Annotated in this window: 18 protein-coding genes and 1 pseudogene; 8 read left to right on the top strand and 11 right to left on the bottom strand. The window is 50.8% G+C overall.

All coding sequences use genetic code 11. From position 1 onward, the window contains the following. Window positions 1-165 precede the first annotated feature (165 nt). From KDW_RS14805 to KDW_RS14795, 4 genes are all read left to right on the top strand, one after another. Window positions 166-936: a 2-phosphosulfolactate phosphatase gene (locus tag KDW_RS14805; RefSeq protein ID WP_151756672.1), complete on the top strand. Its 771-nt coding sequence runs from the start codon at window positions 166-168 to the stop codon at window positions 934-936. 89 nt (window positions 937-1,025) lie between these two features. After that, entirely contained in the window at window positions 1,026-1,679 is a 654-nt protein-coding gene (locus tag KDW_RS31750; protein WP_162005245.1) for a hypothetical protein, read from the top strand. Continuing rightward, complete coding sequence (locus KDW_RS14800) at window positions 1,613-2,776, top strand: aldehyde dehydrogenase family protein (RefSeq protein ID WP_162005244.1); 1,164 nt, start codon at window positions 1,613-1,615, stop codon at window positions 2,774-2,776. The genes KDW_RS31750 and KDW_RS14800 overlap by 67 nt, the downstream gene beginning before the upstream one ends. Window positions 2,777-2,968: 192 nt before the next feature. After that, the gene (locus tag KDW_RS14795; RefSeq protein WP_151756670.1) at window positions 2,969-3,172 is read left to right on the top strand and encodes a hypothetical protein; all 204 of its coding nucleotides are present in this window, start codon (window positions 2,969-2,971) and stop codon (window positions 3,170-3,172) included. Between the two features lie 102 nt (window positions 3,173-3,274). Here the strand turns inward: KDW_RS14795 and KDW_RS14790 are convergent, their stop codons facing one another. The 7 genes from KDW_RS14790 to KDW_RS14765 all read right to left on the bottom strand — a co-directional run bounded on the left by KDW_RS14790 (window position 3,275) and on the right by KDW_RS14765 (window position 9,430). Next, window positions 3,275-3,658, bottom strand: a complete 384-nt coding sequence (locus tag KDW_RS14790) for a hypothetical protein (protein ID WP_151756669.1) — start codon at window positions 3,656-3,658, stop codon at window positions 3,275-3,277. Window positions 3,659-4,211: 553 nt separating this feature from the next. Then, on the bottom strand, window positions 4,212-4,553 hold the full coding sequence (locus KDW_RS14785) for an RHS repeat-associated core domain-containing protein (RefSeq protein WP_151756668.1): 342 nt from the start codon (window positions 4,551-4,553) through the stop codon (window positions 4,212-4,214). Between the two features lie 12 nt (window positions 4,554-4,565). Continuing rightward, on the bottom strand, window positions 4,566-4,862 hold the full coding sequence (locus KDW_RS14780; protein WP_151756667.1) for a hypothetical protein: 297 nt from the start codon (window positions 4,860-4,862) through the stop codon (window positions 4,566-4,568). A gap of 162 nt (window positions 4,863-5,024) precedes the next feature. Continuing rightward, complete coding sequence (locus KDW_RS14775; protein ID WP_151756666.1) at window positions 5,025-5,612, bottom strand: RHS repeat-associated core domain-containing protein; 588 nt, start codon at window positions 5,610-5,612, stop codon at window positions 5,025-5,027. 173 nt (window positions 5,613-5,785) lie between these two features. After that, window positions 5,786-7,426, bottom strand: a complete 1,641-nt coding sequence (locus KDW_RS14770; RefSeq protein ID WP_151756665.1) for an IS1634 family transposase — start codon at window positions 7,424-7,426, stop codon at window positions 5,786-5,788. A gap of 255 nt (window positions 7,427-7,681) precedes the next feature. Continuing rightward, entirely contained in the window at window positions 7,682-7,966 is a 285-nt protein-coding gene (locus KDW_RS31745) for a hypothetical protein (RefSeq protein ID WP_162005243.1), read from the bottom strand. Between the two features lie 294 nt (window positions 7,967-8,260). Continuing rightward, the gene (locus tag KDW_RS14765; protein ID WP_162005242.1) at window positions 8,261-9,430 is read right to left on the bottom strand and encodes an RHS repeat-associated core domain-containing protein; all 1,170 of its coding nucleotides are present in this window, start codon (window positions 9,428-9,430) and stop codon (window positions 8,261-8,263) included. A 29-nt stretch (window positions 9,431-9,459) separates the two neighbouring features. Between KDW_RS14765 and tnpA the strand changes: the two genes are divergently transcribed. From tnpA to namA, 4 genes and pseudogenes are all read left to right on the top strand, one after another. Continuing rightward, window positions 9,460-9,870 (top strand): IS200/IS605 family transposase, encoded by a 411-nt coding sequence (gene tnpA / locus KDW_RS14760; RefSeq protein WP_151755659.1) that lies wholly within the window; start codon window positions 9,460-9,462, stop codon window positions 9,868-9,870. A gap of 26 nt (window positions 9,871-9,896) precedes the next feature. Then, window positions 9,897-11,415, top strand: a pseudogene (locus tag KDW_RS14755) (zinc ribbon domain-containing protein). Continuing rightward, a complete protein-coding gene (locus KDW_RS14750; RefSeq protein WP_307767741.1) occupies window positions 11,315-12,400 on the top strand; it encodes a family 8 glycosyl hydrolase in 1,086 nt (361 codons plus the stop codon). Before KDW_RS14755 ends, KDW_RS14750 begins: the two are co-directional and overlap by 101 nt. A 378-nt stretch (window positions 12,401-12,778) precedes the next feature. Then, window positions 12,779-13,894: an NADPH dehydrogenase NamA gene (gene namA, locus KDW_RS14740; RefSeq protein WP_151756660.1), complete on the top strand. Its 1,116-nt coding sequence runs from the start codon at window positions 12,779-12,781 to the stop codon at window positions 13,892-13,894. Between the two features lie 54 nt (window positions 13,895-13,948). On the opposite strand, the gene KDW_RS14735 is transcribed toward namA, so the two are convergent. The 4 genes from KDW_RS14735 to KDW_RS14720 form a co-directional block, all read right to left on the bottom strand. After that, window positions 13,949-14,293: a hypothetical protein gene (locus tag KDW_RS14735; protein ID WP_151756659.1), complete on the bottom strand. Its 345-nt coding sequence runs from the start codon at window positions 14,291-14,293 to the stop codon at window positions 13,949-13,951. 89 nt (window positions 14,294-14,382) lie between these two features. Then, window positions 14,383-15,078, bottom strand: a complete 696-nt coding sequence (locus KDW_RS14730) for a hypothetical protein (RefSeq protein ID WP_151756658.1) — start codon at window positions 15,076-15,078, stop codon at window positions 14,383-14,385. Beyond that, window positions 15,078-15,389 carry a hypothetical protein gene (locus KDW_RS14725; RefSeq protein WP_151756657.1) on the bottom strand — a complete coding sequence of 104 codons (312 nt, stop codon included), beginning with the start codon at window positions 15,387-15,389 and terminating at the stop codon, window positions 15,078-15,080. Before KDW_RS14725 ends, KDW_RS14730 begins: the two co-directional genes overlap by 1 nt. A gap of 177 nt (window positions 15,390-15,566) precedes the next feature. Continuing rightward, window positions 15,567-16,871 carry a dihydrolipoamide acetyltransferase family protein gene (locus tag KDW_RS14720; protein WP_151756656.1) on the bottom strand — a complete coding sequence of 435 codons (1,305 nt, stop codon included), beginning with the start codon at window positions 16,869-16,871 and terminating at the stop codon, window positions 15,567-15,569. Between the last annotated feature and the right edge of the window lie 7 nt (window positions 16,872-16,878).

The raw sequence follows: 16,878 nt of genomic DNA, 5'->3' as shown, positions 1-16,878 counted from the left end.
GTATGGCACAACAAAAACACACAAACGGAGATACCGACATTTGTTTCAGTATCCCTGATTTCTATCGTTAAAATAAACCGCTGCAAACTCCTATTCATCGTGTTCTATGTAGATAATTATTGAGCCATCCTGACCATACGTATCGTAGATCAGAAAGAGGTGAGCATGATGCCTGTTAAGACCTCCTATCGTTGTTCACTTGCATGGGGTCGCCATGGCGTACTTCAAGCCACGCAACGCGGTGATATCGTTGTGGTAGTTGATATTTTAAGCTTTTCTACCGCTACGGCGGTAGCCATTCAACAAGGAGCGTTTATTTATCCCTGCACGTATCACGACGATGCGGCCGCGCTGGCGACCCGCGTTGGGGGTGAAGTTGCAGTCAGGCGCAACGAAGTACCACACAAGGGGCGTTTCTCACTCTCACCACCCACCTTTTTGCAGATAGAGCCCGGGACTCGTGTCGTAGTAGAATCCCCAAATGGCGCGACCTGTAGCCGTTATGCACAACAGATACAATTTCTCTTTGCAGGTTCGTTATTAAATGCACAGGCGGTTGCCAGGGCGGTCGCTGAGATAATAGAACACTCTACACTCAATGTCACCGTGATAGCCTGTGGCGAGCGCTGGCGTCCCGCTACCGAAGATGGAGAGTTACGGGTTGCCCTCGAAGATTTTCTCGGGGCAGGAGCCATTCTGGCCGCGCTACCTTACAGCAAATCGCCTGATGCACAGGTTAGCGCCAGTGCATTTGTACACTCACAGGATCAGCTAGCCAGCCTGCTCTGGAATTGTGAGAGTGGTCAGGAGCTATGCGAAAAAGGCTTTGCCGAGGATGTACGCCTGGCCTCCCAACTTGATCTGTATACTACGGCTCCTATTATGAACGGGGATCATTTTGAGCAATTTAGGAGTAGCAGGCATGGCATACACTAAGCTTGCGATCTATAAGTCTCTGACATAAAATAAGCAGAGATAGGAAAATCAGAGCAGTTGAGAGCTACTCTGGGATGGAGTAAGACACAATGACGATTGATACACGCCATGGGGCGCCGCAATTTCCTGCTATGAGCAGTGCCATGGGTTCCTCTAGCTACGCAAATATGGATGTGGCGATTGAGGAACTGGTAGCACAAAAAGATCATTGGGTGCAGACCAGCGTTGCCACACGCATTGAGATTGTTGATGCCTTGATTGCAGATTTTTCTGCGCTGGCACCGCGCTGGGTCGACGCCAGTTTACAGGCCAAAGGACTACAAAAGGATTCACTCTATGCGGGTGAAGAGTGGTCGGCGGGTGCCTGGACGCTCTTACATAGTCTACGGCAGTTAAAGCAGGCGCTGCTCGATATCAAACAAGATGGACATCCACACATTCCAGGACCAGTCCATACCCGACCAGACGGTCAGGTGACGGCCCAGGTTTTTCCCTGGCGCGCTTATGATCCAGTTTTGTTCAGTGGGGTCAAGGCAGAGATCTGGATGCAACCAGGCGTTACCGCCGAGACGTTAGCCTCAACCCAGGCCGTAAGCTATCACGATCCCGAACTCAAAGGAAAAGTGGCGCTGGTGCTCGGGCAGGAAACGTCGCCAGTATCGGTCCACTGGATGTGTTGTATAAACTCTTTACCGAGAATCAGGTCGTCCTCTTTAAAGCGAATCCGGTCAATGCTTATCTAGGACCATTATTTGAGGAAAGCTTCCAGTCACTGATCAAGCCCGGCTATCTGCGCATTGTCTATGGTGGTGCGGAAGAAGGCACGTACCTGTGCCAGCATCCCAATATCGATGAAATTCATATTACAGGTTCGGACAAGACATTTGACGCCATTGTCTTTGGTCCTGGTGAAGAGGGACAGCAGCGGAAAGCGAACCGACAACCCCTGGTGACGAAACGCGTCACAGGCGAACTGGGCAATGTGAGTCCAGTTATTGTGGTCCCTGGACCCTGGAACCAGAAGGATCTCGCCTTTCAGGCCGAACATATCGCCTCAATGCTGGCAAATAACGCAGGCTACAACTGTAATGCCACCCGGGTCATCATCCAGCACAAAGACTGGTCACAACGGCTCCCACTGCTGCAACAACTGCGCCAGGTCCTCTCGCATCTCCCGACCCGCAAAGCCTATTATCCAGGCGCACGTCAGCGCTATCAAGCATTCCTGGATGCCCATCCTGATGCAGATCAGTTCGGAACCAGCAATGATGAGGATCTCCCCTGGACCTTGATCTCTGATGTCGATGCCACGCAGTCAGACGATATCTGCTTTACCACTGAAGCCTTCTGCAGTCTTTTCGCAGAAACCGCGCTGGAGGCCGCAACGGTCGTCGAGTATATTGAACGTGCGGTGGATTTTGCGAATGAACAACTCTGGGGAACGCTTAACGTTACCTTGCTCGTTCATCCGCGCTCACTCAAAGATCCTGCGGTAGCCACTGCCATAGATCGAGCCATCGCCAGACTGCGATATGGCACCATTGGTATCAACTATTGGGCCGGAGCAGGGTTTGTACTGGGCACAACCACCTGGGGAGCCTTTCCTGGACACGACATCTATGCGATCCGGTCCGGCAATGGCGTGGTACATAATTCTTTAATGTTTGATCAGCCGCAGAAAAGCGTGATTTACGCACCTTTCCGTGGCCCCCTCGTGCCTCCCTGGTTTACCAAACAGGGCAAAATTTCCCCAAAGCTTTTTGCCAAACTCATACGCTTTGAAAAAGCCCCTTCCTGGCTGAAAATACCCGGCATCGTCAAGACAGCCATGTTCGGCTAACAGATCATAATTTCATTAGCATACTCATACAGGTTGGCCCTTGCAGACAATACGTTTGCCGCAAGGGCCAATACTTTTCGGTGAAGCAACGGTCGGCGGCAGATGCGTCGTACCGGCAGCGCTGGTCGCTAATACTTTTCACGTAGCGATACGTTGAGAGAAGGTTCGACGTGACCAGCAAGCAAGGTGTACGTGGAGAGGGCGCCACACGCGGAGGCCGCACTGCGACGTTTGCGCAGGCCAGCGTGCAAGCACAACGCGCAGTGCTGTGGCGCCTACATGGATCGTGGTTGGCGGTGCCGTGGCCTGATCGCGCAGCAACGTGGTGGGAGAGCGCGTGGCTTCTACCCGTACCGGTGTGCAAAGGATCGCGAAACAGGATCCGTCTCGGTGTAGGCGCCACAGGCATGCGATGCTCGTTGAGCGAGATGCTCAACGATCACGCCGCATGCCGGCCTCCGCGTGTGGCGCCCTCTCCACGTATGATTCGCTGCTTTTCTACACAACGTCTTTCTCAGCCATAAAAAGGCTTAACCGAAATGTAATGGGCCTTGAGCGTCTCGGCCAAGCTGCCACCGACGGGGTGCGCTGGGTCCAGCGGTTGAACTGGATATCGAGAGAGCGGATGCCGAACGTGTAGAGGCCGGTGGTGCTCTCATAGTAGCCGCCCGCATAGCGCCAGGGGTTGTTGACCACGATGGTGCGCGATGCATCTCCGCCAAAGGGATCGTACCCATACTGATTGACGACAGCGCCTGTGCTATCGGTCATTCGGACAATGGAGCCACGGCCATCAAAGAGATAGTAGTAGGCTTTGCCGTCCGGGGTGCGCTCGCTGTTGAGCAGGCCACAGCTACAGCGCACATAACCACTTATGAACAACAACTATTTTACCAGGTCTAATGATAGGACTTATGTATCACTATAATGAAGAATAAGATAATTCCTGTGTTGATTTATCCTATCCTTCATCATTTAGTAAATGGCCACATTAATGCGACAAGTTCTTTACACTAGAAAATGTATTTGCTCCTATTTTGTAAGCCATCCAGGTGAATACAAGCGTCATGATGAAGGTACCAATTAAAAAACCAATAATCCAATGTGGAAAAAGTGATCGATAGAAAAGAAAGGACAGCACAATTGCACATACAAAAAGGGCAATGCCGAAAAAAAGACAAACGAGAGATACAAAGATACCGAAGCCTCTACGTGGTCGTAGCCCTGGTTTAGGAATGCCAAGTCTCTTTTGTAAAATAAGTGTAAGGAGACTTGATCCGATAGATAGGAAAGAAGCGATAGCTAAAGATACAATAAACCAATTTCTAACAAGGAAAGCAATCATTTTTTGTCTCCACGTTATTTACCATGTCAACACTCTGAAAGATAATATTTTTCAGAGTGTTGACATGGTAGTACTTTACCACAGTATGCTCTACATGCTCGAGGAAGCTTCGGTAAAAGCCTCAGTAGCAATGCCACCAAGACAACCGATAAGGACAGCCCCATCAATGGTCACACCTGCAATAGCCAATTCTCCACTACCCCATAAGCCGAGTGCAGCAATAATAGCTGGAATATCTGCTCCACCAGTAAATAAAGTTACACTGAGCGTCACTGCACCAAGAGCTACAGCAGCTAAGGCTGCGGCGATACAAGCTCCAGCTATTGATATATTTCCACCTGGATCCACATTATTCACAGGATTATCATCGGCATACTCATACGGGTTGGCCTTGAGTGTCTCGGCCAGGCTGCCCTGATATATTTTTGCCAAGCACTTTGTTATTTATGATGAACGATATCTTTTAGTTAGCCATATCATTGTTACCGACACTATTACTGTATATATCAGAGTTTTAACAACAAAGCCAGAAGAAGCAAGTATTAAAAGCGCATATACAAAAATCAATACCCCAACGATAATGGCTGTAAAGCCAAGGATGACTGAAGTACGATCGACTCTATGGGCTGTTCGTGTCTTTTCAAAAGAAATTAAAGGAAATATAGCAAAAATACCCGCACCAATAAAAATGGCAATGATAAAGGGAATAATCTGACTGTAGGATAAGATAAAGTTTGACATTAACTATACCTTTCTTTTGCTTAGTGCATCACATCGCACAAGAAAATATTCTAGTATACCAAAATTAATAGTGTATACCTTCTCTCTTTTCAATGAAAAGAGATACGAGTGCCAGGATAAAATAATTTTATCCTGACACTTTGGAATACATTTAATTGATAGTTAACCAATACCTAACGACTTACTAATAACAGCTGCAATACAGGCTGAACCTGCTCCGACAGCAACCTCAGGAGATGTGGCAGTCACAATAGCAGCAAATGCCGCAAGCCCTATGCCAGCGCTTATAGTAGCAAGAACAATACCCACTACAGCTGTAATAAAAACAGCGGCTACTGCATCCCAACATGTTTGTGAAACGTCAAATCTTCCACTCGGATCGACCTCATTGACAGGATTATCGCCGGCATACTCATACGGGTTAGGCTTGAGCGTCTCGGCCAGGCTGCCGCCGACGGGGGTGCGCTGGGTCCAGCGGTTGAACTGGACGTCGAGATAGCGGATGCCGAACGTGTAGAGCCCGGTGTTGCTCTCATAGTAGCCGCCGGCGTAGCGCCAGGGATTGTTGACGACAATGGTGCGCGAGGCGTCTCCGCCAAAGGGATCGTAGCCATACTGGTTGACGACGGCGCCCGTGCTATCGGTCATACGGACAATAGAACCCCGGCCATCAAAGAGATAGTAGTAGGCTTTGCCATCCAAGGCGTGATCACCATATGCAAAATGGAGCAAAAAGAGTTTAAAAGGCATCTGCCTGACACGCTCGAAAGTCTTACTCTATAGCTTTCGATTACGAAATACCTGGATAAGCAAATAAAAAAATGCAATCATAATTAGTACTATACCTATATATCTGAAAGGTGGAACCTTTACTAGGAAAATTATAATAAGTCCAGCAATACTAATACCCACATTCCGCAGTTTCAATCTGAAAAAAAATAGAATTGTTGATAGGCTGGTCCCAGTAACGAAAGGATCTTTTGATGCAGTGGCTGCAAGCGGAGGACAACCGACTCCGTTCTGGTTCCTGTGCGGATCTGCAACAATTCAATGCCTTCAAAGCATTGGAACACCCAGCGCATCGTTGGTCGAGCCGTAGGCTTGTTGACTTGATTGGGGATCGTTTGCCCGCTTGCCAGCAATTGCTCACGCAAGCGATGTTCAGCCAGACGGTACACCAACAACGCGAGCACCATGATCAAGCTCAATGCCACAATGCGTTCTGGTTTTTTTACAAAGACCGAGGAGGCCAGAAACAAGGGATCTTTCAAGAAACGGAAGCCCCGTTCTACGCTGCCCTGCTCCAGATACAGGCTGATCACCTCCTCATTGGAGGTGTCCGCTTCATCCACGACATTGGTGGCGATGACAAAACAGGCTTTGCGCTGAGCGTAGGCCAGCAGCTTCGTTTCGTTGAGGATGACCTGCGATGTGACACTCCAGCGCAGCCCGCTTGGCTCCGCATCCCGAGCAGGACGGCCTCGTCCTTCAAAGACCGCCTGGCTCTTGAGTTCCACCGAGACTTCCAGCCACTCCGGCAGGCCTTTCAAGCTCTGCTCCCAGGCCTGTTGCGCATCCTCTCGACAGGCAAACGACTTGGTGCTCACATGCCACAGCTTCTTTGCCCACGCGTCTACCTGCTTGTCAGCTTGCTTGCGAGCCGTCTGCAACGCGCGCTTGACCCCATCGACACTGCGAACCACGATCCAACGCTCCGGTCCTTGCGGCAGATCCATCTGCTGCACAATCATGCTGCGTGTCCCATCAGCGCTGGGCTGCCACGCATCCTCGGCTTGGATCACGGCAGCTTTGGCTTCTTTGCTGGTTTCAGGAACACGACTGACCCACCTCACCCCAGCTTGATTGAGCTGGCGCACATTTGCCGTACTGTAGAGACCACTATCGGAGACGTAGATGGTTTTTTCTTCGGGCTCTTGCTGCCGCAATTGAGCATGCAGATCCGCAATAACCTTAACCAGGCTCTCTTTATCGCTGCTGTTCCCCGAAAGAGGCTGCAAAAAGAGCGGAATATCTCCCTGATGCGTGGTCGCCAGTGCCAACATCCACTGTTTGAGATCTTCGCGATGATCCCGCGAGTAGCCATGGGTAATGGCAATCACGTGCTCGTTTTCCTGGTTGGTTTCGTAGGCTCCATTGACCGAAAAGGAAGTGGTATCCACATGAAGATGCCGTGCTTTCACCCCAAAGCGTTGGCGGGCCTGATGGGCGATGCCAGCGAACACGGTGGTCACATCTTGCGCGTAGAGCCAATCCAGGGTACGTCCCAGGCAATCGTCGTTGAGCATATCAGCGCTGATACCTGCTCCCAGCAGGTGGGCAACCGGCTTGTTCTCGAAGAATTGTGGGACCAGATAGAGTTGGCGATTGGCAAAACCCAAGCCGTTGAGAATCATGGCGACGGTTGCAGTTCCATAACTCACCACACGTTGCTGTTTCGGTTCCAAGGCATCCAACCACGCGGCCAAGCCTATTTCCTGACAGGCTCCCGCGACAATACCCAAATGATCCAACCGTTCGTTCTGGTAATCCTCAGCTCGTTGCATGCTCTTTTTCTGCTCCTTTTTGTGCTGAGACTACCTTATCGAATTTTAGATTTCCTGTCAATTACCCTGCGGAATGTGGGCTAATAAATAAAAAAATAAGATTAATCCAATTATTCTTACCTAATGGTTTCATTTTCCTGCTCCCTTTCTTAAATAAATCAGTAAACGTTTCGTTAGTATGTAGGTAACATACAGAAAAGTCTTCTTACTACTATTCAAGCGCTCAATGAATGCTGTATTGAGCATCGTTTTGCCTCAAAAGCGCTGCAACAATTGCTCGGCTTGTTCCCACTCCACGAGAGCCCCGTGGATGGTGTGGCAAGGCGCTCCTGCGCGATCACGCCAATGAGCAATGGTTCGTTCATCCAACCCATAGGTATGCTCAATCGCTTGAACAGGACAGCCATACGAGAGTAGTATGAACACAATAACAATGAATTCTGTTGGCTGGCGAAGTCCTTCGAGTACCGTTCCGCGTCGTTCACTAAAGGTGTGCCCGTATGTGCGACACCGATAGCATCTGCGGTTGCGGCAATGCACGCCAATATTGCCCCTCCGACCTTGCCTCTTGCTGAACACGCTAATTTGGGGCAAATTTGGTGGGACGCGTCCCGGTATGGTTGTATTTTTTGCATAAGGCAACCATACCGGGACGCGTCACTTTTTTCAACCTTTTCCTCCCCATTCACCAATTAGTGAGGCTCAATCATAGAGATTCAGCCAACCAGAAAATAAGAAATAGCTGTAATAACGTCATTAGAATGATAACATAAGATTACTATCAACCTATCACATGAAGAATCATGCAATCATTCATGAACAGAACGATTTTGGCTACTGGTCAAAGGCGATCAGACCACAAAGCCCTACAAGAAAAAGTCCTACTCCGAATGCTATTCCAGCAAAAACTCCGGTCGAAAATCCGAATATACTAGCAGCCAGCCCAGTCGCGACGCCAGCAGCCCAGTCTGTAAAAAGTCCCAACGTTGTAGCAACAGCTAAAACACCCACTAACCTTGCCATTATAAAAGAGAGACCACCAGAAGCACATTCTCCAAAAGTAGTAATGGGATCTCTTCCACTACTATCAGTTTCATTGACAGGATTATCATCAGCATACTCATACGGGTTAGGCTTGAGCGTTTCCTGCAGACTGCCGCCGACGGGGGTGCGTTGGGTCCAGCGGTTGAACTGGATATCGAGATAGCGGATGCCGAACTTGTAGAGGCCGGTGTTGCTCTCATAGTAGCCGCCCGCATAGCGCCAGGGATTGTTGACCACGATGGTGCGCGAGGCGTCTCCGCCAAAGGGATCGTAGCCATACTGGTTGACGACGGCGCCTGTGCTATCGGTCATTCGGACAATGGAGCCACGCCCATCAAAGAGATAGTAGTAGGCTTTGCCGTCCGGGGTGCGCTCACTGTTGAGCAGGCCACAGCTACAGCGCACATACTCGGTGGTGCCACCCGTGGTCTTCTCGGTGCTTAAGCCCAGGCTGGTATAGACCGTGGCCGTGCCTCCATTAGTAACACGATCCGTCTGGTCTGTTCCGCTATAGCCAAAGGTATAGCTCTGGGTGGAACCACTAAAGGTGCCTGTGCCGCTGACATCCTGGTTGGCGGTATTATAGGTATGACTCTGCGCATAGGAGACGGCTCCAGCGCCCGCGCTGCCATTGGTAACACTGGTTAGATTGCCATTGGCATCATAGGCATAGGTCGCACTTCCTGAAGTCGGATTGCCATTCGCACTTCCTGTACTACTGGCCGAGGTTGGCTCATTGTCCGCGTTGTAACCACTATAGGTTGATGAATAACTGGATGCCCCGGTGTAATCCTTCTTGGTCATGTTGCCATTGGCATCGTAGGTGACCGTCCATTGCTGGTCGGTCACCTGCGTTGCAGCATCCTTCTTGACATAAGCGTAACCCGCCGCAAGCCGCTGTGGTTTGAACCCAGGCGGATAGGCGGGTTTCTCGTGGGCTTTAGCCCTCGCTTGTTGCAATATCGTCTTTTCTCCTGTATACTGCAACAATGGAAAAAACGAGTACATTGCAGTATCAGCGTGACGAGCACCGCGTCCATCTTATTGTGTATCATCTCATCTGGTGTCCTCGTCGTCGCAAAGCCATTCTTACGGGTCCCATCAAAGAACGGTGTCAACAGATACTCGAAGAGAAATGTCTGGAAAAAGGTTGGAGTATTCTCACCCTGGCGATTCAACCTGACCATATTCATCTTTTTATCCGCGTCTGGCCTTCTGAAAGTGCCGCTGATGTGGTGAAAGAACTTAAGGGCATCACGTCCTTTCATTTACGAAGGGAGTTCGCCCCTATCATGAAGAAAATGCCTTCGACCTGGACCCGTTCCTATTTTGCCAGCACGGCTGGTGCAGTGAGTGCTGAGACCATTCAACACTATATCAATGCGCAAAAAGGAATCTAGCGGGGAGGAAGGGAGGGAGTCATCGCATGGCAAAGGCAACGAAAACCATCACACAAGCAATGCAGTATCCATCCCGGTATGCTGCCTGGTTTACGACCACCCAGGCATTGTTCAACACAGTGGCTTCCTTCTACTTTGAGGTCATCACAACTCACGAGCAGGTGCTGTTGCTTTCCTCACACAGAGCCTTGCATGCCCTTGAGACATTGACCCATGCGACGGAAGAAAACCCCGATCCGGTGATGCCGCTCGATGCCATTGCTCCTCAGGTTCCTGCCCTCTTTCGCCGTGCCGCTATTCACGCGGCTCTTGGCTCCGCCCATGCCTTTGAGACGAGCTTGCAGAAGTGGCGTGCGCGCAAAGAGAAAGCGGCCCTCAAAAAGAAGCGTTTCACCGAGCACCCACCGGTTCCCCCGCGGACCTGGAATCGGTCGCCGACGTTCTACAAGGGCCAGTGGAAAGGGCGAACTGCGTCCTCCATTCTTCTCAAGCTCTGGACAGGGGCGAGGTGGATTTGGGTCAACGTTCGGCTCTTGAGCCGTGACCTGCCCGATGGCTATGAGCCGGGGAGTCCGTCGCTGGTTCGCCATGGCTCACATTGGCGGTTGCATACCCCGGTCGAAAAGACCTTCACCAGTCCGGGGAAGGTGGCTGTGCAACTGGCTCATGCCCAGACACGCATCTGTGCCATTGATCTCAATCTCGACCATCATCTGGCGGTCTGTACCATCCAAACAGCCGACGGCTCGACCGTTGCCACCACCTTTCTCAGTGGCGGCAAACGCGTAAATGGCCGTAGGAAGTGGCTGCTTGGTCGTATCGCCCGCAACCGTCGTAAGACGGGTATCCTGGCCGAAAACGAACCCGATAATGTGGCATTATGGGAGAAAATCCGTCATGTGGATGAGCAGGTGGCACACCTGATCAGTGCGCGCATTGTCCACTTTGCTCGTCAGCATCAGGCGAGTGTGCTGGTATTTGAACATCTGGGCAAGCTGAAGCCGCAAAAAGGCCGCTACAGTCGCCGAGGGAACAGCAAACGAGCCTTCTGGATGAAGGGGCGTATATTCACCAATGCCAAATATAAAGCGTGGAACGAGGGCATGATCACGAGTCGGGTGAACCCGCGCAACACGAGCCGCGAATGCGCCCGTTGTCATGGCCTGATTGTGCGCTACCATGCCAAGCAGGGGCCCGAGCCAGCAGGCTACACCCCTGGGGCACCATTGGCCTGGTGTCCTGCGTGTGGCATGAAGGGCCATGCCGATCGCAATGCGAGCGTGGTCATTGGTCAGCGTTTGCGTACACGGACGGGTTCACCATCAGGAAAAGCCTCGCGCTCCTCTCCTGGGTCCAGGAGAGAGGGATGAGAAATCATCAGGTGTTGTTCGTTCCCAAGATGCCAACAGCGAAGGTGGCCCATCACGCCGCCGAGCACGAAGGCATGGAACGGGCAAGGGGTATGGCACCACCCATGAGGATCACGCCAGGATGGTGGCGCCCTCAGCTATTCCTCGCCCATTACCTCTGTTCAGTGAGTCATAGCAACGCTATCTATCTCGAACAGTGGCGTACGCAGGAGTGGAAGAAGCCGCCGCCCCTTCAGGGCGTGCGGAGTGTCACCTATATGCATCATAGCAGTGGTGATAATCAGGGCTATTTTGCCTGGGAGTGCACGCCAACGGGTCAGATTATAGACGATCATGCCGCGTCTGATGCTGATCAGTGGTTTGCCATGGATCTCTTTTTTGCTTCGGGTCGGTGGGGGAATGGCTATAATATCTATAACTACCAGGATCAGGCGCAAAAAATACTGCACAATATGTTACATCATGGCACGATCAATAATGTTACCAATATGTTTGATCTGAACCAGAAACAAGTTGTGCTGGTACCCTATATGGATTCGGCCACGTATACGGATCCCTCGTATCACTTTCCTGCCTATTATGAGCTCTGGTCGCGCTGGGCTACGGAAGATCAATCCTTCTGGGCACAGGCAGCAACAACCAGTCGCCAATTTTTGCAGAACACGGTGAATACGACCACCGGTCTGGCACCCGATTATGCCAATTTCGATGGTACACCTCATCCGGATAATGGCCACGGAGATTTTCGCTTTGATGCCTGGCGCGTAAATAGTAATATTGCCGTTGACTATGCGTGGTTTGCAAACGATAGCTGGGAAAAAAACCAGAGTGATCGCGTGCAAAACTTTTTCAATAGTCAGGGTATGAATACGTACGGCAATCAATATACTCTCAATGGACAGGTCCTCTCGACCGATCATTCCACGGGACTGATAGCCATGAATGCCGTAGCCAGTCTGGCGGCCACACAAAGTATGAGTCACAATTTTGTGGATGCACTCTGGAACGCACCTGTTCCCAGTGGTCAGTGGCGCTATTACGATGGTATGCTCTATATGTTAGCACTCCTGCATGACAGCGGAAATTTTCACATCTACACGCCGGTGATTGGTTCCAAACGTGTCGCCAAACCACCGTATCGTCCAATTCATCTGCCCTGAGAAAAGCGGAAAAACCGCCGTAGCGGCAGCCCTTGCGGCTGCGATCTGTTCGCGTACCAACACGCAACCACCACGCAACGGGAGCGCTTGCCGCTACCCCCGTTCCACGTACGGACAAGCCACGTCGTTGGGACGCATCCCCATGACGTCCAATGTGCGGCGTGGGCCGATCGGACGTCGAGAAGGGGCAGCGGCAAGCGCTTCCGTTGCGAACAGGGAGTTGTTCATACGCGCAACAGGTCGCAGCCGTGAAGGCTACCGCTACGATACGATATGATACATCATCCCCGCTTGCAAAACAGATCTGGAATAATGGAACCTCACGGATGCGTTTGTATTAGAGATAGAAGATCCCCCATTATCAAGGAGTATTTCTTAATGACTACGCTTCCAATAAATAATACTACTGCGGATGATCAGAAGAAACAGACAGTAACACTGTTTGAGCCATATACATTACGTGATATCACTTTTCGCAATCGCATCGCGGTTGCCCCTATGTGCCAGTATTCTTCGGTCGATGGTTTTGCCACGGATTGGCACCTTGTCCATCTTGGCTCGTTCGCCGTTGGTGGTGCCGCACTGGTTATTACCGAGGCTGCTGCCGTTGAGGCCCGTGGGCGCATTTCACCACAGGATCTTGGTATCTATAAAGATGAGCACATCGAGATGCTTTCCCGCATTACAACCTTCATCAAGGCTCAGGGCGCCCGGGCTGGAATACAGCTCGCTCATGCGGGACGTAAAGCCAGCACGTTCCGACCATGGAGCGGTAGCGGTGAGGTCACAAAAGAGAACGGTGGCTGGCAAACAATCGCTCCAAGTGCTGTGCGCTTTGCGCAAAATTTTCCTTTACCGACAGAACTATCAGTCGCTGAGATTGCTGAAGTCGTACAGAGCTTCCAGGATGGGGCCAGACGCGCACTGAAAGCTGGTTTCGAGGTACTTGAAATCCATGCAGCCCACGGTTACCTGCTCCATCAGTTCCTCTCGCCCTATTCCAACAAACGCGAAGATCAATATGGTGGGTCGCTGGAGAATCGCATGCGCTTCCTGGTGGAAGTGGTCACGGCTATTCGCGAGATTATGCCGGCAGAGCTACCATTGCTGGTACGCGTATCCGCCACGGATTGGATTGAGGATGGTCTGACACTGGAGGAGAGCGTGGAAGTTGCCCGTGCGCTTAAAATACATGGTGTCGACCTGATCGATGTCTCTTCCGGCGGTAATGTCGCCCAGGCGAAAATCGCGGTTGGTCCTGGCTATCAGGTTCCTTTCGCGGAAAGGATTCGCCACGGCGCAGACGTGCCTACCGGAGCCGTTGGTTTGATCACCGAGCCGGCCCAGGCTAATGAGATCTTACAGCAGCAGCAAGCCGATCTGATCTTGCTGGCTCGCGAACTCCTGCGTGATCCCCATTGGCCACTGAGAGCCGCCCGTGAGCTAGGCTATGATCTGGCCTGGCCCAAACAATATGAGCGCGCAAAAATCTAAGCTGCTCATCACACGTAGGCACTGTAGCTAGCGCCACCAGGAATAGCCAGCTGGCTATTCCTGGACTGGATCCTGGCTATTATAACGCTGCTGATGATGTTTCATGCGTGCCTCACGCAACATTGTCAGTGGCTTGACTAAAAAGCCTACACAGGCCCCATATTCGTGCAGAATGGTTACAGTTTCATGGGTCATGAAATATTTTCCATTGCCCACCACACAATCATTCATGACCAGCAAGACACTAAAGCTTGTCTCTGCCGACATTGAAGTGAGCACCTCCAGCAGATCCTGCATGCCCGTCACATCTATACGCTGTGGAGAAGCAATACGATCCTGTGGCGAGACCTTCTCTGGATAGATATATAATTCGGCGTGGCCGATAGCAAATGCATTCATGAATTTCTCCCCTCAAAGCAATAAGCTCTTTTATATAATAAGCTTGAACGCTGCTTTTCGCTTCACTAACAATGGTAAGCAGGACCCTCCTACTGGTTGGCTTGTAGCAGTAACGAGGCGGCCCGCTCATAATCAGCCAGCAAGCATTGCAGATCAGAGAGCACCTTCACCACATTATTAATCTGTGTTGCGATCTCCTCATGCGTGCTGGAAGTGCCCTTGCTCAGTTCTTTAATAAACGCCAGAAAAGCTGTACTCTCGGCAACGCGCATGGAGACATGACCCTTCAACTTATGTAATTGCTGATGATTGACATAGACCCGGGCCAGATGTGTGAAGTTATATTGTACATCCGTAGAGGCTTCTTTATCCCTGGAAATTCCAATTGCTGGCAGTAATGGAACGCCATGGTCTCCACGCATAGAGGATAATTTTTCTGTATCGCGATGCATATTATTGTGCTGCAGCACTTCAGAGAGCAGGTGCATGAATTCCATAAAGATGTAGTAGATATCCGCGATAAAGACCCGTATACGCTGCAACGGATCTGCCAGTGGCATTTGCGCCACAAAGCTTTCATACGAGCCGTACTTTGCCTCTAATAAGCGTTGCAGATCATTAATAGTGATCATAGCATCGTTGAAGCGTGTGACAAAAGTGCCGATACTACTCGTCTGTTGCGTATCCAGATATCCATGGTACATCCGATACAGCGCCTGAAGAGTTTGATCCGAGTCAGTATGCTCTTTTTTCTCCGCCGCTGGCGCGTCATCTGCCCTGGACATCAATGTGCTGCTATCCGGCACTCGGGGGCTGTTATATTTTTCTCTGCGGTCGTTCCTCTGATGATCAACTGGCTACGTAGTAACTCCAGAGCAGCGTCAATATCATGGAGCAGGTCGTTTTTTTGTGGCTCATTTAAGGTCAGATTATATCTAACAATACTGCGACAGGTAAAAATGGTCGCTATGATTTGCTCGGATTGCTGTGGATATCGCGAATATTCATCCATGGCTGTACATCCTACACTCCCTACATTATTCACCACCAATAAATTAATACAAATATTCCAATTGATACCTATCAAGAATATCATTTATTTCGCCTTCAGAACATAATAAGCATCAGTGCATAGCCTATTTGTCTTATGCATGCTGTTACATTCTTTTCTTCTGGTATAGCAAAATACAATTAAATACTTTGTAAAAAAGAAGAGGTTACACTTCATGTATTTGTGAAGTGTAACCTCGGGTCGATTGTTTTTAACTATATTCTAGCCCAGCAGCAGATAAGGATTCTGGAGCACGCGCTTGACTTCTTGTAGGAAGCGCGCCACGGTTGCACCGTAAAGGATGCGATGGTCTGCGGACAGGGTAACGTGCATGATGTCCCGGATCACTGGCTGGTTATCAATGGGGACAAATGTCTTGCGAGCCGCGGCCACAGCGAGGATTGCAGACTGCGGCGGATTGATCACGGCTGCAAAGTCAGTGACATCCATCATTCCCAGATTGGAAATCGAGAATGTGCCGCCATCCAGGTCAGCCGGGGTCAATTTACCAGCCTGGGCTTTAGCAACCAGGGCTTTGGCTTCACGGGCAATTGTACGCAAACCTTTTAAGTTGGCGTCACGAATGACTGGAACGATCAGGCCTGCGGGAATATCAACGGCGATACCAATATTGACATGCTTATGCAGCACAAACTGGCCATCGCGATAGCCACCATTCACCTCAGGGGATTTCTCTAAGGCCAGTGCACAGGCTTTGATGATCAGATCATTAACGCTGACTTTGACACCACCCTCACCGGCATTGGCGTTCAACTTCTGACGCATCTCCAGGGTCTCGGTCAGATCGATATCGCTACCGATATAGAAGTGAGGCACATTCTGCTTGGATTCGGTCAGACGGCGCGCAATGGTCTTCTGCATGGTTGAGAGTGTGATGATCTCTGCATCTTCTGGAGCCGCCTCTGGCTGGCTTATCGGGGCAGGTGCACTTGCAGCCGGGGCTACTGGAGCGACACTGGCAGGAGCAGCCTGACGGGTAGCTGGTGCGTTACGCTGCTGCTCGATGTAATCCTCGATATCATCACGGACAATGCGACCGCCAGGACCTGTCCCTTTGAGTTGTTGCAGATCAATACCATGCTCTTCAGCCATGCGCCGTGCCAGCGGCGAGGATTTGACTGCTCCTCCATTGACGCGCTCGTTCTGCGCCGGACTTGACTCAATCGCAGGTCGTGACTGGGGATGGATGCTCGCATTATTGGTCGCAGGCTGTTGTTGTGGAACAGCAACTACCTGAGGCGCCACCGCCTGTTTCTGTGACTGCACATTAGCACCGGTTCCAAGAATAGCGATAGGTTGTCCAATGGGAGCGGTCTCCCCTTCGGCAACCAGAATCTGCTCCAGCACACCTGCGCTGAACGATTCGATCTCCATATTGGCTTTATCGGTCTCAACTTCAGCGACAATCTCGCCCTTTTTCACCTCATCACCGGGTTTCTTCAGCCAATGGGTGATCGTGCCTTCCTGCATAGTATCGCTGAGTCGTGGCATATTTACTTCAGGCATAGTTTAT

The sequence above is a fragment of the Dictyobacter vulcani genome (assembly GCF_008974265.1).
Taxonomy (GTDB): domain Bacteria; phylum Chloroflexota; class Ktedonobacteria; order Ktedonobacterales; family Ktedonobacteraceae; genus Dictyobacter; species Dictyobacter vulcani.
Note: the sequence above shows the minus strand (reverse complement) of the source record. Positions and strands in the feature narration are given on the sequence as shown.